This window comes from Pseudomonas wuhanensis (genome assembly GCF_030687395.1).
In the GTDB taxonomy this organism is placed as follows: Bacteria; Pseudomonadota; Gammaproteobacteria; order Pseudomonadales; family Pseudomonadaceae; genus Aquipseudomonas; species Aquipseudomonas wuhanensis.
This window is the reverse complement of the sequence record NZ_CP117430.1, coordinates 4,282,283-4,301,791: the sequence shown is the minus strand read 5'-3', so window position 1 is coordinate 4,301,791 and position 19,509 is coordinate 4,282,283. Positions and strand designations below refer to the sequence as shown.

The following is a 19,509-nucleotide window of genomic DNA, read 5'->3' as shown; positions in this document are numbered from 1 at the left end:
AGGCGCCGGAGGGCAGCGGTGCACCGGAAGAGTCCTGAGGGCTGTTTTGTCTGATAAGGGCCTCGGTCAACTGACTCCGTGAATATTGTGTGGCCAGATGGGTGGAAACTGATGGTTGTTGCCCGCTTAAGACAGAGGATGCTTGACCATATGTCGAGGCAGGGAGCCTTCGCTTTTTACCCTTGCCTGTGGAAGAGCTCGCCCTCGTTGCCTGGCTTGCCGAGGGGGCGGCCATCGCAGGGGTTGATTCAGGATCAGGTACATTGGAATGGAAGCCTGCATCCTCACCTGGCACCGGTTCGTTTGGCAGCTGACGCTTCAGGTTATCAATCTGCCGATCAACTGCGCCTTCCATGTTGGCCAGGGACGCTCTTTGTCCTTCTAGCTGCGCAATTTTCTGAAAGATATCCAGCCTATTTGCCGCAGGGCGTGCGCCCGTGTGGGGCGCTTGTGACGGTGCATTTTGTGGCAAGTTACGAGATTGTTCCATGTCCGGCATAGGGTGAACGTGAACTGGGTGAGTAAGGCGATAGGGGGTGCATATAGTTGTTCCTGCGAGGTGCTGGGGGTGTCCAAATACGTAGAGCTAGTCTAAGAACTCACGCACAAGACGCATGTCTGCGTCTGGTGAGTGGCTTAGCAAACGTAAAATGATTAAAAATAATTGGACGCAAGTGGGTTATCTAGATTGTTGCGGTCCACGCGCGGCCTGCAGCCGGGCCGTGATGCGCGATGTATCTGCCCCCAATCCGGCGGCGTGCAGGGCGCTGGCGACGTTACTCCCAGTTCTCAACGACCCGTCGTCGTTGTGCAGGTGCGCGTTGATCTGCTCATCCGTGGCGCCGCGCAGGTGCCGTGCCCCCCCGGCGGCCTGCAGCTGGGCCGCGATGCGCGCGTTACTTGCCCCCAACCCGGCGGCGTGCAGGGCGCTGGCGACGTCCTTGTGAGTTCTCAACGACCCGTCGGTGTTGTGCAGGTGCGCGGTGATCTGCTCATCCGTGGCGCCGCGCAGTTTCCGTGCCCCCCCGGCGGCCTGCAGCCGGGCCGTGATGCGCGATGTATCTGCCCCCAATCCGGCGGCGTGCAGGGCGCTGATGACGTCAGTTTGAGTTCTCAACGACCCGTCGTCGTTGTGCAGGTGCGCGTCGATCTGAGCATCCGTGGCGCCGCGCAGTTTCCGTGCCCCCCGGCGGCCTGCCGCAGCGCCGACACGATGCGCGCGTTACCTGCCCCCAATCCGACGGCGTGCAGGGCGCTGATGACGTCAGTTTGAGTTCTCAACGACCCGTCGTCGTTGCGCAGGTGCGCGGTGATCTGATTATCCGTGGCGCCTCGCCGGTTTGGCGGCTGGCCTTCGGACGCTGCCCCCGACCGAGAGGGCAGGGAGGGCAGGGAGGGCGCCTGGTAGGGTGCGCTGCGTACCGCATGAGCGGGCTGGTTCCGGCTAGGCCCGGGAACGCCTGTTGAGGTGCCGGCCGAGCCATCGTGGGAAAAGGCCATGCCCCGTGTACTGACCGAGGCACTCGACGGCAGCAGCGGACCTGAATTCCGAGGATTGTTTTGCCCCATCGTGGCTGGTGCCCGCTGGCCCCGTGAAGATTGCGCGGCTTGATAGCTGGAAATCGATGGTTGTTGTCCGCTTAAGACAGAGGATGGTTGACCATATGTCGAGGCAGGGAGCCTTCGCTTTTTACCCCCATGTGGAAGAGCTCGCCCTCGTTGCCTGGCTTGCCGAGGGGGCGGCCATCGCAGGGTTGATTCAGGATCAGGTACATTGGAATGGAAGCCTGCATCCTCACCTGGCACCGGTCGTTTGGCAGCTGACGCTTCAGGTTATCAATCTGCCGATCAACTGCGCCGTCCATGTTGGCCAGGGACGCTCTTTGTCCTTCTAGCTGCGCAATTTCCTGAAGATATCCCTATTTGCCGCAGGGCGTGCGCCCGTGTGGGTCGCTTGTGACGGTGCATTTTGTGGCAAGTTACGAGATTGTTCCATGTCCGGCATAGGGTAAACGTAACTGGGTGAGTAAGGCGATAGGGGGTGCATATAGTTGTTCCTGCGAAGTGCTGGGGGTGTCCAAATACGTAGAGCTAGTCTAAGAACTCACGCACAAGACGCATGTCTACGTCTTGTGAGTGGCTTAGCAAACGTAAAATGATTAAAAATAATTGGACGCAAGTGGGTTATCTAGATTATTGCGGTCCACGCGCGGCCTGCAGCTGGGCCGCGATGCGCTTGGCACCTGCCCCCAATCCGACGGCGTGCAGGGCGCTGGCGACGTCGCTGCGAGTTCTTAACGATCCGTCGTCGTTATGCAGGTGCGCGTTGATTTGCTCATCCGTAGCACCGGGCCGTGTTGTCGGCTTACTTGCGTCGGTGCCATCAATAGCGAACTGGCCCTTGCGGATCATGTGAATCAGTTCGATTCCGGCGAGCACGCAGTTGGCGCACCGGAACGATTTGAAGTTGAGCATCGGCCTGGTCACCCGCTTGATGGCGCGATGGTCCTGCTCGACGATGTTGTTGAGGTATTTAACCTGGCGCACCAGAATGAGCACGTTGCGAGCGGTGTTGATCGCATCGATTGCGGCCTTTTTAGCGCCGCTCTTGTCCATCGCGACCTTATCCGGCTCGCCGTTCGCTTTAATGGCCTTGTCGAAGAAGCGCCTGGCCGCAGCCATGTCGCGCTTTGCCGTCAGCAGGAAATCGACGGTCTTGCCGTGCTTGTCGACGGCGCGGTAGAGGTACTTGGGGTCGCTTCAGAAAACGGAATTTAAAGAACTAGGCAGCCTGCGGCTGCAAATCGCCCGTTCTTGCTATCGCATAGCATCAGGAAAACCGAGTTGCCCATCAGAGCTACCACGGGGCTGCGCTTTGTCATGGCAGCTGTAATCGATCATCATAAAGCCCACCTACCCAACGCTTCTGCTTCAGATGATTCCTGCCTACAAACCCCGGCCGCTAAAAAATCTGTTCACCGCTAACCAATGCTGGGCCAACCTTCTGGATGAGGGTGGCCTGCGCGATATCGAAGTCGAGTCGATCACCAAAATGCTCGCCTGCGCCACCCGATCCTGGGTGTAAAGCACTACACCTGCGGTAACGACAACTGCCCTCACGTCAAATACCTGTGCAACACCTGTCACTGCCGGGCCTGTCCATCCTGTGGCAAAAAAGCCACCGATCAGTGGATGGCCGTCCAACACCACCGCTTGCCCGATTGTGCCTGGCAACACCTGGTGTTCACGCTGCCCGACACCCTGTGGCCACTGTTTTTTCATAACCGTCATTTACTCGATGCCCTGTGCCGCCTGGCCGTCGACAATTTGCAGTATGCCGCCCGATCCCGAGGATTGGATATCGGGGTGTTTTGCGCGATCCATACCTATGGCCGACGGCTTAACTGGCATCCGCACATCCATGTCTCTGCCACCTCGGGAGGGATCGATGAAGGCGGTGCCTGGGAAAATCTGTCGTTTCACAAATCCGCCCTGCGTCGACGTTGGATGTGGAATGTGCGCCAGTGCCTGCTGGGCCAATGGGAGCACCTCACGGTACCGCCCGAAAACACTCACCTGCAAAGCGAAAATGACTGGCGACACTTGATACTCAACGCCGGCGGCCAGCATTGGCACGTCTATGTGTCGAAGAGGACGGCAAACGGGCGAAAGACGGTGAATTTACCTGGGCCGTTACCTGAAAAAACCGCCGATCTCGGGCAGCCGCCTGGCGCATTACACCTCCAGTGCGACGTTGAGCTTCACCTACCTGGATCACCGCACGCAGACCTACCAGGAGGAGTCGCTGAGCCAGACGGACATGCTGCGCCGGGTGGTGCAGCACATCCCGGAAAAGCACTTTCGGATGATTCGGTATTTTGGTTTTCTGGCTAATCGGGTGTGTGGTCAGCAGTTACCACGGGTTTACGAAGCGTTGAAGATGGAGGCGCGCGGCAAAGCGCCCAAGAGGGCAGCCTACGGCTGCAAATGGGTCCGTGCCCACTTCACAGCCATGTTGCCTGGCCCGCGTGTTCCCCCGCCCGCCTTCGGAACCCCCTAAGCCCTTGTGACCACCTACTCGGATCCAGGTCGTTTCGTGCGGCCGATTCAATCACTCAGAACAGGCCCAGACCACCATGGATCCCCTCCGATCAGGTAGCCCTTCCCAGCACTACACCGCATCAGTCAATTCCGCTCACCCCCCAGAAGCGTCGGGCTCTCAGGCTCAGCCTGTCCATCCCGGTAGAATTTCTCTTTCCCGATTGAGCCTCAATGCGGGCCTGGCTTTAGATCAGGTTGTAACCCAGCCCAACCTCGATCATCAACGTGTTGCATCGCTGGTACGCAACGCTCTACAGGACGACTCTTTTCGGCTTCAATCTACCAGCGGTATGGAGGCTACCTATCAGGCGTCGGTCAGCCCACCAGTGGGTGGCAATCCTATGAGCATTGCCAATTTAACCAGGGCCGAGTTAACCATCAACACGCGATTAAACGATCAATCCCAATACGACATCGTTAGCGCTAATTTGCGTGACCTTTCGGGAGCTATATCCGTAAACCTGCCCGGCCCTCCGCCTGCCTCGGCACACGCGGAAGCGTCCTCTGCCAGCGGGCAACAGCCATCTCCCAGCCAACTGGCCGCGCAATCCTCACGGGGTCAGTTGACCCAGGCCCTGATTACAAAAAGCAGTACTCAGAACTTTTCCGGTGCACCGCTGCCGTCGGGCGCTTCGGTCAGTACCCAGTCCATGGTCTTTTCCCACGACGGCTCGGCCGGCACCTCAACAGGCGTTCCCGGGCCTAGCCGGAACCGGCCCGCTCATGCGGTAAGCAGCGCACCCTACCAGGCGCCCTCCCTGTCCTCTCGGTCGGGGGCAGCGTCCGAAGGCCAGCCGCCAAAACGGCGAGGTGCCACGGATAATCAGATCACCGCGCACCTGCACAACGACGACGGGTCGTTGAGAACTCACAAGGACGTCATCAGCGCCCTGCGCGCCGCCGGATTGGGGGCAGGTGCCAAGCGCATCACGGCCCGGCTGCAGGCCGCCGGGGGGGCACGGAAACTGCCCGGCGCCACGGATGCTACGATCACCGCGCGCCTGCACAACACCGACGGGTCGTTGAGAACTCGGAGCGACGTCGCCAGCGCCCTGCACGCCGCCGGGTTGGGGGCAGGTAACGCGCGCATCGATGCCCAGCTGCAGGCCGCCGGGTCGGCACGGCGTCTGCGAAGCGCCACGGATGAGCAGATCAACGCGCACCTGCACAACACCGACGGGTCGTTGAGAATTCATAAGGACGTCGCCAGCGCCCTGCACGCCGCCGGGTTGGGGGCAGGTAACGCGCGCATCGATGCCCAGCTGCAGGCCGCCGGGTCGGCACGGCGTCTGCGAAGCGCCACGGATGAGCAGATCAACGCGCACCTGCACAACACCGACGGGTCGTTGAGAATTCATAAGGACGTCGCCAGCGCCCTGCACGCCGCCGGGTTGGGGGCAGGTAACGCGCGCATCGATGCCCAGCTGCAGGCCGCCGGGTCGGCACGGCGTCTGCGAAGCGCCACGGATGAGCAGATCAACGCGCACCTGCACAACACCGACGGGTCGTTGAGAATTCATAAGGACGTCGCCAGCGCCCTGCACGCCGCCGGGTTGGGGGCAGGTAACGCGCGCATCACGGCCCGGTTGCAGGCCGCGCGTGGACCGCAATAGTCTGGATGGCCCGCTGACGTGAGGGGCACTGTCCTAACCGCTCGACGCCACTCCATAGCCCGTTCCAGCCGGTCCGCTGGCTTCAAACCCCGCCTTTGAAAAACCTGTTCACGGCCAACGGCGGCTGGGCAGGGTTGCTGGAGGTCGGCGGTCTACGCGCCATCGAAGTGGAATCGGTGAGCAAAATGCTGGCCAGCGGCACCTCGATCCTGGGCGTAAAGCACTGCACCTGCGGCAATGGGCACTGCCCGCACGTCAAATACCGGTGCAACACCCGCCACTGCCGGGCCTGCCCGTCGTGCGGCAAAAAGGCCACCGATCAGTGGATTGCCGTCCAACACAACCGCTTGCCCGACTGCGCCTGGTACCACCTGGTGTTTACGCTGCCCGACACGCTGTGGCCGCTGTTCTTTCACAACCGTGCTCTGCTCGATGCGCTGTGCCGCCTGGCGGCGGACAACCTGTTGTACGCCGCCAGGCGGCGAGGTTTGCGCATCGGGCTGTTTGGCGCGCTCCACACCTACGGTCGGCGGCTCAACTGGAGTCCCCATGTGCACCTCTCGGCGACCGCCGGTGGCCTGGATGAGCAGGGCGTCTGGAAAAACCTGGCGTTTCATGAAAAGGCGATGCGCCGGCGCTGGATGTGGAATGTGCGCAACTACCTCTTGGAGCAATGGGGCCAGCTCGTGTTGCCGCCGGAATTAGCGCACATCACCTGCGAAAGCGACTGGCGCCGCCTGGTGCTCACTGCGGGCGGCCAACACTGGCACATCTACCGGTCGAAGAAGACGGAAAACGGGCGAAAGACCGTGAATTACCTAGGCCGTTACCTGAAGAAGCCTCCGATCTCGGGCAGTCGCCTAGCGCATTACACATCGGGCGCGACGCTGAGCTTCACCTACCTGGATCACCGCACGCAGACCTATCAGCAGGAGTCGCTGAGCCAGGCCGACATGCTGCGCCGGGTGGTGCAGCACATCCCGCAGAAGCATTTCCGGATGATCCGCTATTTCGGCTTTCTGGCCAACCGGGTGTGTGGGAAATACCTGCCGCAGGTATACGAAGCCCTGAAGATGGCAAAGCCGGGGCCGACGCCAAAGCTGTATTTCGCACAGATGGCGAAAGCGTTTTTAAATGTCGATCCGTTCAGCTGCGTGCTGTGCGGCGCGCGGATGGTGTACACGGCGGCGATCAGTGGGCTGACAGTGAAGGGGCTGGTTACCCATGCCCACGCGATCGCGCGGATGAGGTATGTGCGGGCTTGATGCGGGAAAGGTGCGTCCGAAATCTGGAAAAGGTAGCGAAAAATCGCTTTCGGCCCCTTTTTCGACAAAAACGTTTTTTCCTGACATCGACAACCACGTTGGCAGAGCTTCGATGATGCATTGTCAGCCCATGACCTTGGTTAGGAATTATTGAAATTCCTATACATGAACAGCGTGCAAGGATCTCGGTCGCTGGTTATGCCTGGCACTATCTGTAGCGGCTCGCGTTTGAAAACACGCTGGCTCGCATTCATCGGCATTTCTGGCTCACATTAACTGCAACCAGCCAAAGCCGCCGGCTCACATTAATTGCAAATGAGCTTGCATTCCACGGCGCTGGCTCGCATTGCATTGCTACGGGCTCACGCTATCTGCAAATGACGAGTGGTCATTTGCCCGCTTTAGAGCCGTGTTGCCTGGCCCATGTGCCTGGCCAGCCTCTGGAACCTCATAAGCCCTTCTGACCACCCACTGAGATTCACGTCGTTTCGTGCGGCCGATTCGATCACTCAGAACAGGCCCAGACCACCATGGATCCCCTCCGATCAGGTAGCCCTTCCCAGCACTACACCGCATCAGTCAATTCCGTGTGCGCATCGAAGGCCACAGTATGGAGGGGGCAGGGATTTTTGATGGCGACATGGCTGTGGTTGATCGCTCGATCACCGCCGAGCATGGGCACATCGTGATTGCGCAAGGAAATCGGCAAGACCTTTACCGAACTGGTGCTCGAGCGCAGGATGCACGCGGCGCGACATTACTTGCTCAATGGAACACGACCCGTCGGGGAAGTGGCGAGGTTGTGTGGTTTCGCTGATGAAGCGTATTTCTCCCAACGCTTTCGCTAGATTCATGGCCAGCCACCCGGACAGTTCAGGCGCCAGCAACTCAATCCCTACACCCCGCAATCACCGTCCAACACGTGATCGATAGCTGTCGGTTGGCTTGACCTGAAGCAGAGAGGCCACCACCAACTCGCGACTAAACAAAGCGTGGTGGCAGCACGCAAGCCAGTAGACCGAAGTACTCCTTGCAGGCAACGCCGCAAGATGCTGTAAAAGGTCCAGGCGTCCTCGAACATGCGTATGCGGTTCTATCCCTTCACTAGACTCTCAGGGTTTTCCCTTGGGTAATCTGCTCGTACATCCGAACCCTTCGGTGATTTCGCGTGTAACCGCCCATCGCCGATACGGTGCCGCCTTGAATGTGATCCAGGTAACGGAATATCTTTCGCGGTGAAATAAAACGCACCTCGTAGCCCCAGGCAGTCATTCGATCCTGCAGTTCATAACCAGGATTACGTTCATCCATTTGAAAGTTAACGCTGTGTTGCTTGATGATCGCCACATTCCACGGGCATCACGCGCATTGGCGAGTACGACCTGTAGGCCGTGCGCTTCCAGTATTTCGTAAACCGGAATCCAGTAAACGCCTGTTGATTCCATGGCGACCGTCGTTATCGCAAGACTTACCAGCCAGTTGGCCATGCGATCGAGATCGGCAGTGAAGGCCTGGAAAGTTTGAACGGATTCTTTGGCCAGGTCTGCAGGAACGGCCACCACATGAAAGCGTGAGCCAATATCAATGCCGGCTGCGTAATCATGAATAACCGGTAACCCACGCTGCTTCAGATCATGCTTTTTCATGAGCACCTCCAGTCAAGTTGAACTGGACGGGGACTCGGATCAAATCACCTTCCTAAACGGGGTCACGGAACGTGCCACCACTAACGGGTCCGCAGCTTCCCCTGGGTCAAGTTTTTTGACGGGGTCTAAGCCTCCAAAAAGCCAGCGACCACTGTCCAGTAGGATCAGTGTAGAACGCAGTGTTTCTAATCCAATGGGCCGCGGAGCGCCGGGGAGGCGGTTTTTTAAAATGGATTTTTCCCGTTCAAGACGGGCAATTCGGGCTTCCAGCTCCTGAGTTTTCTGTTGTTCCGGGGTCAATGCTTTGCTCTGCGGCGTAACACCTTGGCGCTCCTGCTGAACCTGATCAACCCAGCGGCGCAGGGCCGACTCGCCGACGCCGAGTGAACGGCTGGCTTCGATGTAGCTGTAGTTTTGCTTGAGCACGAGGTCGGCAGCCTCGCGTTTGAATTCAGCAGAAAAGGAACGGCGTTGTTTGGTCATCTGACACCTCGATCTGGCGAGCATTCTCGCCTAAATGGGTGTCCGGTTTCATTAGACCACTACAGATAGATTTACCATCCCTTTGCAAGATGAGCCTCCACTTTTCTTTGTCGTTCCCCGAAACCGTTACGGCTGGGAAGAGCACTATCAGAGAGACTTCCAATATCAATTGAAAGGCGGTTAAGGACACGCTGAACAAGCTTGGCTGACTCTAGCAGGGTACGCGGATTCGCCTGCCGAGATGCTCTCATGAAGCCGGTGACCTTCACCGGTTTTATAAAAAAAGCAGCGGAGCACGGCTTAACCTCGAGTGCCGAACTATCGCCAGATAGCAAAACATTTTTCCACCGCAGTGCTCGCTCCAAGCGACCATGGGACGGTGTATCTACGAGAGGGCAGCTTCAGCTCAGTGCGTGAGTTGGAAAGGTCGAGTACCACGTTCTTGGCGCTGCGAAATGCGCAACCGACGCGCTATGTCTGGAATGCAAAGGGAGAGGATATTTTGAACAAAATACAACGCGCCCGTGAGGTACTGGCTTCACAGATCAATAGGGATTATTTCTGAGACGGCGCAATAGGCTTGCGCGTAATGTAGTTGCGCTTTCCATTGAACCGGTCATGCACCTGCTGCATTACGTTCTTGAAGAGCGTTCACTGGGTTTTACCTGGGCGCCGTGCAACACTCTAAAAACAAATTACAAGATCGCGACGTTATGGGGGGGCATGAGTTTATTTACAGATGATTTCGATTCGCTAGTGGCGTCGCGCAAAGCGATTCGGGCTTTTCCTAACCAGCGCGCTGGAGCAACTGGCCATTACCCCTGCGAGGACGGAAGCACTGCGGGGAGTGCCTGCGCGGTGGCCAGCCCATACGGAAATCACTTCATGAGATTTGATAGAAACGTCAATTGCATCAGATGATTTACGGGTGGGGAAACACGCGAAGAAAAAATTGGGAACCTTAGCTGACGGAAATACCACTCAATTACTCGTTTACAAATTTGCGAATCAATAGGCATTCGGAATACAAGAATTCTTATGTCTGTGGAGCCGAAACGTTCGCCAAATGCTTGCACTGTCGCTCACCCGATTTCTGCCTTGCAGTTCAAGGTGCAACGCGCACCCACTGAGCAGCATACACATAACAATTTTGAGGGTGTAAGCATGGAAAATTTGAGTGGAAAAGGCGTTAATCTGGGTTCGGCTATGATCCCGAATGAGGCATATCCATCGAATCAGGAGACATCGTCGCCTGCCTCAGCGTTGACCTTTGATACGGTTACCATAGACCATTCACGAATCATTGATGTGTCAATAGGTCCCTTGCTTGGTTCTTCGGCAGGTCTCGGCACAAATCGTCCGCAGGCGTTCGAGACATTCCTCTCAAGCACAAACCCCTACACCGAGGATCGTTACCCAGGCAGCAAAATGTTGCTTACAGCAATTCTCGAGCAAGGGCTTGCACATGTGGTGGGTGGTAGCAAGCCCGCCTATCTGGCCTACAAGAGTCTGCGGAGCGACCAAGGAGATCTTGCGGGTGTTTTGGGTTTGATGGCTGGTGGTCGCCGGTTAAATCCAAAATTTGCTGTTGTCAATTACAGTGCCGAAAAACTCTGCACTGGAGTCAGCGCGTGCTTCGTCATCAACAAACACGCGATGTTACAAACGATCGCTTCGAACGCCACAGCACTTGGGATTGAAACCGACGAAAAGTCTGCCGAGAATTTACTAAAGATAATTTTGGGTGGTGGGGCGGAGATATTCAAAAATGAGGTGGCTCTGGGCATCCCGTTGGAACTGGGCGAAATTAACTCTCGGCATTATGTAGCGCGAAAACATGAACTAAAGCAGTATGAGTCGCTTGATGATGCTGGATATAACGAGAAGTTATCCGAAATTGATAGCTGCCTCGGTTTGTCGACTATCCGACATAGCGTGGGGGCCACGATCGCCAATATGGATATTTCGATGCCGCGTCCTTGGTTGGGCTCGGTGTGGGACAGTAAAGAGACGGCCCTTATAGCCGTAGTCAGTATCAAGGAATCCCAAGGTATCGACAGTGATGTAAGGTTGCTTCATGCGCGTCGAAATAAGGATGCCAGCTGCGTAGATACACTGATTGAATATGTGGTGGAAAAGCTTTATATCCGACACACACCGGTGTTTCGAACGGGTATCTGATTCGTCCCGTTTGCACTGTTTTTATCGATACTTCTTTATAAACCATGAAAAGTATCTTTTTGAGGTCCGTTTAACGAGCTTTTTGGTTTTTTGCTTCAACTATTTATTCAGATCAGAAATGTATGATCTGACCGGGGTACAGAAAAGAAAGACATCGTCACTGGTGGCTAATTGCCGCATGAGTGCGCCGAATGGAGAGGCAGCGACAACGGATTGTTTTCACAACCTCGGTGTGGAGTTCGTTAGTGTCGTGTTCAGACAACGCCCCGATTTGTAGTCGGTATGTCAAATATGTGTTCGACATCGATGTGGAAAAAGTCCGTGGTACCGCGCGTCGTTCTCGGCACAGACGCGCCCCTTTCTCATTCGATAACGTGCGGTGATGCTTGCCGCATCCTTTTTGGTAAATAGATCAATGAAAACATCAACTGGGCTTGGCAGCATCGCGTCAGAGGATAGTCCAGTATCGGCGCAACTTCACGAAAAAGCCTCGCGCTACGCCAACATCGAATTGGACTTGCTCTTGTACGGAGAAACGGGAACCGGCAAGGACACGCTGGCCAAACATATCCACGAATTGTCTGGCCGAACAGGCTCGTGGGTCGGTATCAACTGCGCGGCCATCCCCGAGACTTTGGCTGAAAGCCAGTTATTCGGCGTAATGAGCGGGGCGTTCACCGGAGTTACTCAGTCTAGAATGGGGTATATCGAGGCTGCCCAGATGGGAACCTTGTATCTCGACGAAATCGATAGCATGCCGCTGTCCTTGCAGGCTAAGTTGCTTCGGACATTGGAGTCTCGCGGGATCGAACGGCTTGGTTCGACAACCTTCATACCAGTGGACTTTCGCGTCATCGCATCTGCGCAAAGGCCTCTCGGCCCGCTCGTTGACCAAGGACTTTTTCGTCGCGATCTGTTTTTCCGACTCAATGCCCTGACGATCCAACTCCCAGCCTTGCGCACCTGCCGTGAGCAAATTCTGCCGATGTTTCATTATTTCACCAGTGTCATTGCCGAGCATTTCAATCGGGCAGTCCCTGCGCTTGACGGTCACCTTGAGTGGGTGTTACTCGGACATGCCTGGTCCGGTAATATTCGTGAGCTAAGATCCGCTGCTCAACGCTTCGTGTTGGGATTTCCACTGCTTGGAACCGTTGGTGTAGGAATAACACGATCGACCGCTGGGTTGAAGACACAGCTGAGACTTGTGGAAAACGAACTGATCAAAGATGCTCTAAAGCGCCACCAAAACAGCATAGATGCGGTCGTCGATGAATTGGATATTCCGAAGCGTACGCTGTATTCCAGGATGAAAGCGTCATGCGCTTGATGTCAGATGGCATTGCCTATGACGACTCGCCCTTTCAATCCAGGTGCGAGGCGAAAGACCAGGGGGGCTCGTGAAAGATATTCGCGATCACCGGTCAGTTGAACCTCACGACGTAGATGATCTGGCGAGGAATGTCCGGCATATCGCAGAGTTGGGTGTCGATGTACTACTGACGGGAGAGACCGGGACCGGAAAAGATACTCTGGCTCAGCAAATCCATAACCTTTCCGGTCGCAAAGGACGGTTGGTCGCGATGAACAGCGCCGCGATTCCCGAGTCACTTGCCGAAAGCGAGCTATTTGGTGTGATGAGTGGCGCCTATACGGGCGCTGATCGATCACGTATCGGGTACATCGAAGCGGCGCAAAGTGGAACGCTTTACTTGGATGAGATCGACAGTATGCCGCTTGCACTACAAGCGAAACTGTTGCGTGTGCTTGAAACTCGTACAGTAGAGCGTTTGGGGTCCACTACCGCTATTGCACTGGATTTGTGCGTGATTGCTTCCGCTCAACGTTCACTCAGTGAGATGGTCGAGGGGGGGGCGTTTCGACGCGATCTATTTTTTCGTCTCAACGTCATTGCTTTGCAGCTGCCAGCCTTGCGCGACCGCCGGTGCAGAATTGTTCCGCTGTTCACTCAGTTTATTGCCGCGTCGGCTGACCAATTGGGGCGAGATGCACAAGTGGTCACCCCCGCCGTACGTAAAGTCCTGCTTCAGCACGAGTGGCCAGGCAACATTCGTGAATTGAAGTCGGCAGCCAATCGATTCGTGCTGGGCGCGCCGTTGCTCGATGCGACGTTTTGTACTGAGCCCGCAGTCGCAATTGGGCTCAAGGCACAACTGCGGATTATTGAGAAAGTCCTGATTCAGGAATCGCTTAAACGCCACTGCAATAGCATTGAAGCCGTCAGCCTGGAGCTGGGAATACCTCGCCGCACGCTTTATCACCGTATGAAGGCGCTGGGTGTCTGAGGAGGGCATCGCCGCACTTACCCCCACGTTCGGTCAAATTTTTTAAGTACACGAATACGGAACCGAACAGGGACTCGTTACCACCCAATAGTAACCCGCGATTACGTGGGCTTTAATTCCAGGAGCAACACTATGATCGGTATTATTGCGGGTATGCTCGAACGTCATGCAATACCACAACTCATTGGTAATCTTGCGGACCTGACCAAAGGCGCCACAGCAGCGGTCCAGCAGCTCCAACCGAAGTCAGACGTTTCTGCGGAACACACTAACCCATCGGAGTCGGCAGCGTCAGGCAACACCGGCCGAATCATTTATTAAACACATTCGTACTCTCCAGCCGTTCGGTCGGGATCACTCAAGAGGCAATAATTATGTTTGATATAGGAAATGCAATCAACAGTGTGGTAGGCGGAGTTGTTGGATTGGGCGGCGATCTAAGTTCAGGAGCGAAATCGGCGCATGGCAAAGTAGCGAACGAGCGGGAGCGTTACAACGCCACTGGCGAGAGTGAATCTTTAGATGCCATACGCGAGTCTGCTAGACATCAAGACCAAATCAGTGCGCAAACGACTCGTGCACAAGATGAGGCTAATACTACCAAGAAGCTTGCCGATACAGCGGCAGCCATAGAGGCCGGCCGTGGTGATACTCATAACAAGCGTTTTTCAGCCGAAGCAGCGAATGCCAAGGGCCTGCAATATTAACAACTCTTGGTTTAAATCGGTGGCTGGGTCGGATCAGACGATTTGACGAGAGCTTTCGGTTTGTGCGGTCAGAGTTTACTGCAAGCGGTTCCGTCATAGTTCCGTTCAGCGTGCCAGATGGGTTTGGCTGAACGGAGCTCTAAATGCTAATGCTTGAATTGGCTTAGTAGACGCCAGCCAGTAAACGCGATGTTTTGTGGCTACATAGTAGTCACCAGACTTTTAATTTTTTCGTTCGCTTCTTGGGAAACCCTAATGGCTATTTCTGCTGCCAGTTCTGTGGAAACCAGTATGCCCGACCTGAGACTTGAGCAAGGGTTGGTGATGCCTCCCTCGCAGTCGGATACCGACCTCTTCAGTTCGGCTATGCAACCTCAACCAACATCCTCAACAGACCCTCTCAGTGATTGGGCAAGCGCTGCATTGTCCAAAGGCCTGGAGTCTTCTGACAAACTCTCGCAGCAGGCGCTACGGTCTTTTCAAAAGGTGGCAGCGTCGGGTGACCCGACGGACATATCCAAATTGACTCACGATCTCGCAACATTTTCGCACGTCACGGCATTGACGACCAAGGTGATCAAAAATGGTACTCAAGCCATCGACAAACTTACAAACCTGCAGTAAAGGAATTTTGTGAAAATTCGGTGGCCGTGTCTGTTGTTGTATGTACTGTTACTCAGTGGCTGTAGCGATGTTACTGATTTGTTCGGTGAATTGTCCGAGCGAGACGCCAACGATGTAGTGGCCAAGCTGAATGACCATCGCATCGATGCTCATAAGCGCCAGGAAAAAAAGGGCGTGGCGATCGTCGTTGCGACCAGCGATCTCAATCGGGCAGTGCGGCTACTGGACGCCGCTGGACTACCGAAGCGCTTGCGCACCAGTCTGGGCGAAATATTCAAGAAAGAGGGCGTCATTTCCACACCGCTGGAAGAGCGAGCCCGCTACATCTATGCATTGTCGCAAGAGCTGGAAGCGACGTTATCCCAAGTTGACGGAGTTATCGTGGCGCGAGTTCATGTAGTTCTGCCCGAGCGCATCGCCCCGGGTGAGCGTATACAGCCAGCGTCGGCGGCAGTGTTCGTCAAGCACTCTTCGGCATTGGACCCCGACAGCGTTCGTGGGCGAATTCAACAGATGGTTGCCAGCAGCCTTCCTGGTATGTCCGGAGAAACGTCCGACTCAAAGAAAATTTCCATTGTGTTTGTGCCTGCGGGAGAGTTTCAGGAGACCGAGCGACTGGTTGAGTTTGGTCCCTTTTTCATAGACAGCCGGAATCTTGGATTCTGGAAAAAAATGACCTACGGCGGCGTTCTTCTGCTCCCATTGCTGATAGCGGCCCTTATGCTGAGCCTGCGCGCCGATTGGCGCAGGGCAGCGGGCACGCGCCTAAGATCGGCGTGGGCCAAACTTCGTCGAGGCGAGCGACCGGTTACACCGGCAGGCACATGACCGGCCAATGGGTGGAGTGGTGGTGCGCCCCCTGGCATTGGGCTCATCCTGAGTGGAAAGCGAAATTTGCCACTCTCGGCGGGCTGTCGTCCGGCGACTGCAATGCGGTGGCACGCAGTCGTCATGTCGACTTCTTGCGCATTGTTGGTATCGTCCCTTCTCAGCCGCCGGAACCCGTGGAAGCACTGCTGCGGTGGCTCGCGTTGACCCCGAAGCAGCGTGAACATGCTTTCTCACTGGTACAGCGAGTCTGTTTTGCCAAACCGGCGCAAGCGGCATCCCCTGATCTTGAAGATGGCTGGTGCTATGGATTGGCCAAAGCGATCCGTCCAGGGCAATGGATCCATCCGGGGATCGAGGATGAGCGCGTGTTGCTTGGCGCCTTTGTGGGAGAACGCTGTTGGTCGAGACTGCAACTGATGTGGGCCCCTGGAGAGCCTGGTCAATGGGTCAACGGCTTGCCTGATAAGAAGCTTCAGACTCTTTGGCAGTCCGTGCTCTGGCGAGTCGCTCTTGAGTAACCCCAAGGAGCACTGCGCATGTGGGTGAAACGGCGATTGTCTTTGGGGGCACCCCCGGTTTTGGCAGAAATAATTGTGCGCCGAGAGCATCTGGCGGACGTACTGCTTGCCAGCGAAGTATTGGACAAGGCACATATCGAAGCCGACCGCCTGATAAGTGCTGCACAAGATGAAGTCAGGCAGCTGCTCGATCAGGCGACCACCGAGTTTTGGGCGACCGCCCAAGGTTTCCTGAGCTCCCTTGAGCAACAGGGCGTGAGTCTGCAACGTGATGCAATTGCCTCGACTGAAACGCTGCTGGATGTGGCACTCGGGCGTTTGTTGGATGAAGCGGGTTTATTCGAGCGCATCCGCGCTCTGGTCAGAAATCTGGCCAGTAGTCAGCCCAATGAACCCATCGGCACGCTTAACTGCCATCCCAATGTGGTTGAACCTTTGCGCGCATGGCTGACCGAAAACCGCTTTGCGCAACACTGGCAGCTCAAGGCAGACCCTGACCTGACACCTGAAGCATTGCGTCTGAGCCACGCCTCGGGTGCGTTCGAAATAGATTGGCCTAGCTTGCGTCGCGGGGTACTGACCCGCCTTCAATGAGCACCAGGGAACCGACCGCAGGCGTTCAACCACTCAAGCTCAACCAACAGACAGGAGTATTTTCGATGCTGAACTTTGAACACCTTCGTAACAGCCTTGATCGCTCGATGAACCAGGCCAATGACGATTTTGACGACGCGGCAGCTGCCGCCTCCGAAAGCGGCACGATTGAAGACATGCAAGCTTTCACTGAAGCTGCACGTGGGGTTGCCAGCGCATCTTTTGTCATGACTGAAGCACAGCGTGCAGACAACGGCATTACCAAGGCGATTCTTGATGGCATTCAGTGAATACTCCTGTTTGGCTCTGCCTACAGCCGTGCGCCTACTGCCATCCTGGCAAGCTGGAGAATTAAATGCGTAAGGCCTACAAATGGTTGCCTTTTCTCTTAATCGGCATCGAAACACCCTTATGGGCGGCGGTGCCTGAAGCCTGGAAGCACACGGCTTACGCATACGACGCGCAGCAGACCGATTTGGCCACCACCTTGGGTGGTTTTGCCCGGGAATTTGGTCTGGTGCTGGACATGCCCCCCATGGAAGGCGTCCTCAATGGACGTTTTCGTGCTAAAAATCCTCAGGCGTTCCTCGATCGTTTGGGGCAGGAGCATCACTTTCAGTGGTTCGTCTATAACGACACGTTGTTTGTCAGTCCAACCAACGGGCAGACGTCTGCCCGAATCGAGGTCTCGTCCGACGGACTTGATGACCTGCAAGAAGCGCTGACCGACGTGGGCCTGCTAGATCCTCGTTTTGGCTGGGGTGTCCTGTCAGAGCAGGGGGTTGTGCTGGTCCGCGGACCCGAAAAATACGTCGAGTTCATACGTGAATTCATCGGTGATGCCGCGGGGGCGGGTGAAGCTGAAAAGCAGGAAGTGATCGTCTTGCCTCTTAAGTACGCCAACGCCGCCGACCGCTCCATTCGCTACCGCGATGAGCAGATGACCGTGCCTGGTGTCGCCAGCATGCTCCAGGAATTGCTGGGCGCGCGTTCTCGGGGAGAGTCGATAGCGGCTGGCAAATTCGGTTCGCTGCCTGCCAGTCCTCTCGGCAGCGCACAGAACGCCGCCTATGGCAACACAGGGTATGGAGCTCTGGACACGACGTCGCTGGAGCAGGGGCTGGACCGAGTTCTTGGCGGCAACGTTAACCGCAGCAGCGCCGGCAGCATCGGCGCGAAAAAAACGCGCATCGCCGTCAGTGCCGACGTGCGCAACAATGCAGTGCTGATCTACGACCTGCCTCATCGCAAAGTGCTGTATCAGAAGTTGGTCGAGCAGTTGGACGTGCCGCGACAACTGATCGAGATCGATGCAATTATTCTCGACATCGATCGACACGAGTTGGCGGAGTTATCCAGTCGCTGGAACTTTAAATCCGGTAGTGTCAGTGGCAGCGCAAACATGCTGGAAGGCGGCAGATCAACTCTCTTCATTCAGGACGCGGGCAAGTTCGCCGCCGAGCTGCGGGCATTGGAAGGCAACGGTTCTGCCTCGGTGATCGGTAACCCTTCGATCCTGACGTTGGAAAACCACCCGGCCGTGATCGACTTCAGCCGCACTGAATTTTTGAAGGCGACTGCCGAACGTGTCGCCAGCATCACCCCGATCATTGCTGGTACCAGCCTGCAAGTCATCCCTCGTTCGCTAGAGCACAATGGTAAATCCCAGGTGGAATTGATCGTCGACATTGAAGACGGTCAAATCGATCCTTCCCAGATTGACGATACGCAGCCCAGTGTGCGAAAGGGCAACATCAGCACCCAGGCCGTAATCGCGGAACGCGGCTCTCTAGTCATAGGCGGTCTTCATGCGGTGGAAGCGAACGAAAAGATCAAGAAAATTCCGCTGCTGGGTGACATACCGGTGTTAGGCAAGTTGCTGTTTCAGTGGCGCAACCGCGAGGTCAATAACCGAGAGCGTTTGTTTATTCTTACGCCGCGATTGGTCGGTGACCAGATCAATCCGTCACGTTATGTGGAAAACGGTAACCCCCATGATCTGGATGAACAGATGAGAAAGATTGCCGCACGCCGCGATAACCGTTTCGAGCCGACAAGAGGTGACGTGCAACAGGCCTTCAAGGAGTTGCTCAACGGTACAACACCTGTGGGCTTGCGCAGTGGCGAAGAGTTGCCCTTCGCCGCACAAAGTCTGTGTGCTCCTGAAAATGGTCTGGAGCTGGACAGCCAAAGTTCGCAGTGGTTTGCTCACGACGATTGGGGCGTGGCGGTTGTCGTTGCACGAAACAACGGTTCGAAACCTTTGCGTCTTGACGAAGGCCGCTGCGGCGGGCGCTGGGTCATTGGTGTCAGTGCCTGGCCACACGCCTGGTTGCAGCCGGGCGAGGAAAGCGAAGTGTTCATCGCAATGCGCCAGCCGCAAACCGCGAAACAGACTGCACCCGCCCGAGCCTCGCTTCTCCAGAGAGTGACCCCATGATCCCGCATCGATATTTCAGTTTGTTCATGCTGCCGGCGCTGTTGACCGGTTGCGTCCATTCAGGTTGCTCACCAGATGCCTGCAAGCGGCCGGACTCGTCCGATCGCGATCTGGTTATCTGGTGGCCTCTGGAAATGCGGCAGGGCTTGGATGAGCGCGATCACCAGATAGATTTCACGGTCGTCCCACTCAAGGATTGA

16 protein-coding genes and 7 pseudogenes are annotated in these 19,509 nt (G+C 56.2%); 17 read left to right on the top strand and 6 right to left on the bottom strand.

Annotated features, from left to right (window positions below; genetic code table 11):
- Positions 1-679: 679 nt before the first annotated feature.
- The 3 genes and pseudogenes from PSH88_RS19845 to PSH88_RS19835 form a co-directional block, all read right to left on the bottom strand.
- Positions 680-1,117 (bottom strand): hypothetical protein, encoded by a 438-nt coding sequence (locus PSH88_RS19845; protein ID WP_305422206.1) that lies wholly within the window; start codon positions 1,115-1,117, stop codon positions 680-682.
- Positions 1,114-1,500, bottom strand: a complete 387-nt coding sequence (locus PSH88_RS19840; RefSeq protein ID WP_305422204.1) for a hypothetical protein — start codon at positions 1,498-1,500, stop codon at positions 1,114-1,116. The genes PSH88_RS19845 and PSH88_RS19840 overlap by 4 nt, the downstream gene beginning before the upstream one ends.
- An 891-nt stretch (positions 1,501-2,391) precedes the next feature.
- Positions 2,392-2,751 (bottom strand): annotated as a pseudogene (locus tag PSH88_RS19835) (IS6 family transposase); the annotation flags it as partial.
- 151 nt (positions 2,752-2,902) lie between these two features.
- Here PSH88_RS19835 and PSH88_RS19830 point away from each other — a divergent pair.
- The 4 genes and pseudogenes from PSH88_RS19830 to PSH88_RS19810 form a co-directional block, all read left to right on the top strand.
- A pseudogene (locus tag PSH88_RS19830) lies at positions 2,903-3,967 on the top strand (IS91 family transposase); the annotation flags it as partial.
- Between the two features lie 697 nt (positions 3,968-4,664).
- Positions 4,665-5,714: a hypothetical protein gene (locus PSH88_RS19825; RefSeq protein ID WP_305483329.1), complete on the top strand. Its 1,050-nt coding sequence runs from the start codon at positions 4,665-4,667 to the stop codon at positions 5,712-5,714.
- A gap of 95 nt (positions 5,715-5,809) precedes the next feature.
- Complete coding sequence (locus PSH88_RS19820; RefSeq protein ID WP_305422201.1) at positions 5,810-6,979, top strand: IS91 family transposase; 1,170 nt, start codon at positions 5,810-5,812, stop codon at positions 6,977-6,979.
- A 689-nt stretch (positions 6,980-7,668) separates the two neighbouring features.
- Positions 7,669-7,905: pseudogene (locus PSH88_RS19810) on the top strand (helix-turn-helix transcriptional regulator); the annotation flags it as partial.
- A gap of 178 nt (positions 7,906-8,083) precedes the next feature.
- On the opposite strand, the pseudogene PSH88_RS30540 reads toward PSH88_RS19810, so the two are convergent.
- The 3 pseudogenes from PSH88_RS30540 to PSH88_RS19795 form a co-directional block, all read right to left on the bottom strand.
- Positions 8,084-8,332 (bottom strand): annotated as a pseudogene (locus PSH88_RS30540) (glycosyltransferase); the annotation flags it as partial.
- Positions 8,326-8,625 (bottom strand): annotated as a pseudogene (locus PSH88_RS19800) (IS110 family transposase); the annotation flags it as partial. The pseudogenes PSH88_RS30540 and PSH88_RS19800, both read right to left, overlap by 7 nt.
- Before the next feature lie 222 nt (positions 8,626-8,847).
- Positions 8,848-9,108: pseudogene (locus tag PSH88_RS19795) on the bottom strand (transposase); the annotation flags it as partial.
- Between the two features lie 376 nt (positions 9,109-9,484).
- On the opposite strand from PSH88_RS19795, the pseudogene PSH88_RS19790 reads away from it, so the two are divergent.
- The 13 genes and pseudogenes from PSH88_RS19790 to hrpT form a co-directional block, all read left to right on the top strand.
- Positions 9,485-9,673: pseudogene (locus tag PSH88_RS19790) on the top strand (IS630 family transposase); the annotation flags it as partial.
- Between the two features lie 599 nt (positions 9,674-10,272).
- Positions 10,273-11,289 (top strand): hypothetical protein, encoded by a 1,017-nt coding sequence (locus PSH88_RS19785; protein WP_305422200.1) that lies wholly within the window; start codon positions 10,273-10,275, stop codon positions 11,287-11,289.
- 382 nt (positions 11,290-11,671) lie between these two features.
- A complete protein-coding gene (locus PSH88_RS19780; RefSeq protein WP_305483328.1) occupies positions 11,672-12,619 on the top strand; it encodes a sigma 54-interacting transcriptional regulator in 948 nt (315 codons plus the stop codon).
- Between the two features lie 121 nt (positions 12,620-12,740).
- Positions 12,741-13,595 carry a sigma 54-interacting transcriptional regulator gene (locus PSH88_RS19775; protein WP_305427031.1) on the top strand — a complete coding sequence of 285 codons (855 nt, stop codon included), beginning with the start codon at positions 12,741-12,743 and terminating at the stop codon, positions 13,593-13,595.
- Positions 13,596-13,727: 132 nt separating this feature from the next.
- Complete coding sequence (locus tag PSH88_RS19770; protein WP_305422198.1) at positions 13,728-13,916, top strand: hypothetical protein; 189 nt, start codon at positions 13,728-13,730, stop codon at positions 13,914-13,916.
- Positions 13,917-13,969: 53 nt separating this feature from the next.
- Positions 13,970-14,302, top strand: a complete 333-nt coding sequence (locus PSH88_RS19765) for a type III secretion system major pilin HrpA (RefSeq protein ID WP_305422197.1) — start codon at positions 13,970-13,972, stop codon at positions 14,300-14,302.
- Positions 14,303-14,557: 255 nt separating this feature from the next.
- Positions 14,558-14,926 (top strand): EscF/YscF/HrpA family type III secretion system needle major subunit, encoded by a 369-nt coding sequence (locus PSH88_RS19760; RefSeq protein ID WP_305422196.1) that lies wholly within the window; start codon positions 14,558-14,560, stop codon positions 14,924-14,926.
- Between the two features lie 15 nt (positions 14,927-14,941).
- A complete protein-coding gene (gene sctJ / locus PSH88_RS19755) occupies positions 14,942-15,754 on the top strand; it encodes a type III secretion system inner membrane ring lipoprotein SctJ (protein ID WP_431312685.1) in 813 nt (270 codons plus the stop codon).
- Entirely contained in the window at positions 15,751-16,275 is a 525-nt protein-coding gene (locus PSH88_RS19750) for a type III secretion protein (protein ID WP_305422194.1), read from the top strand. The genes sctJ and PSH88_RS19750 overlap by 4 nt, the downstream gene beginning before the upstream one ends.
- 75 nt (positions 16,276-16,350) lie before the next feature.
- Positions 16,351-16,869: a type III secretion system stator protein SctL gene (gene sctL / locus PSH88_RS19745; protein ID WP_305483325.1), complete on the top strand. Its 519-nt coding sequence runs from the start codon at positions 16,351-16,353 to the stop codon at positions 16,867-16,869.
- A gap of 65 nt (positions 16,870-16,934) precedes the next feature.
- A complete protein-coding gene (locus tag PSH88_RS19740; RefSeq protein ID WP_305422191.1) occupies positions 16,935-17,159 on the top strand; it encodes a type III secretion protein in 225 nt (74 codons plus the stop codon).
- A gap of 65 nt (positions 17,160-17,224) precedes the next feature.
- Positions 17,225-19,309, top strand: a complete 2,085-nt coding sequence (sctC, locus tag PSH88_RS19735; protein ID WP_305422190.1) for a type III secretion system outer membrane ring subunit SctC — start codon at positions 17,225-17,227, stop codon at positions 19,307-19,309.
- Positions 19,306-19,509 carry an HrpT family type III secretion system protein gene (gene hrpT, locus PSH88_RS19730; RefSeq protein WP_305422188.1) on the top strand — a complete coding sequence of 68 codons (204 nt, stop codon included), beginning with the start codon at positions 19,306-19,308 and terminating at the stop codon, positions 19,507-19,509. The genes sctC and hrpT overlap by 4 nt, the downstream gene beginning before the upstream one ends.

Bases quoted from the DNA above. Each gene is read 5' to 3' on its own strand.
- PSH88_RS19840 (WP_305422204.1), bottom strand. From the start codon at position 1,500: ATGGCCTTTTCCCACGATGGCTCGGCCGGCACCTCAACAGGCGTTCCC.
- PSH88_RS19785 (WP_305422200.1), top strand. From the start codon at position 10,273: ATGGAAAATTTGAGTGGAAAAGGCGTTAATCTGGGTTCGGCTATGATC.
- PSH88_RS19780 (WP_305483328.1), top strand. From the start codon at position 11,672: ATGCTTGCCGCATCCTTTTTGGTAAATAGATCAATGAAAACATCAACT.
- PSH88_RS19770 (WP_305422198.1), top strand. From the start codon at position 13,728: ATGATCGGTATTATTGCGGGTATGCTCGAACGTCATGCAATACCACAA.
- PSH88_RS19765 (WP_305422197.1), top strand. From the start codon at position 13,970: ATGTTTGATATAGGAAATGCAATCAACAGTGTGGTAGGCGGAGTTGTT.
- PSH88_RS19760 (WP_305422196.1), top strand. From the start codon at position 14,558: ATGGCTATTTCTGCTGCCAGTTCTGTGGAAACCAGTATGCCCGACCTG.
- PSH88_RS19750 (WP_305422194.1), top strand. From the start codon at position 15,751: ATGACCGGCCAATGGGTGGAGTGGTGGTGCGCCCCCTGGCATTGGGCT.
- PSH88_RS19740 (WP_305422191.1), top strand. From the start codon at position 16,935: ATGCTGAACTTTGAACACCTTCGTAACAGCCTTGATCGCTCGATGAAC.
- sctC (WP_305422190.1), top strand. From the start codon at position 17,225: ATGCGTAAGGCCTACAAATGGTTGCCTTTTCTCTTAATCGGCATCGAA.
- hrpT (WP_305422188.1), top strand. From the start codon at position 19,306: ATGATCCCGCATCGATATTTCAGTTTGTTCATGCTGCCGGCGCTGTTG.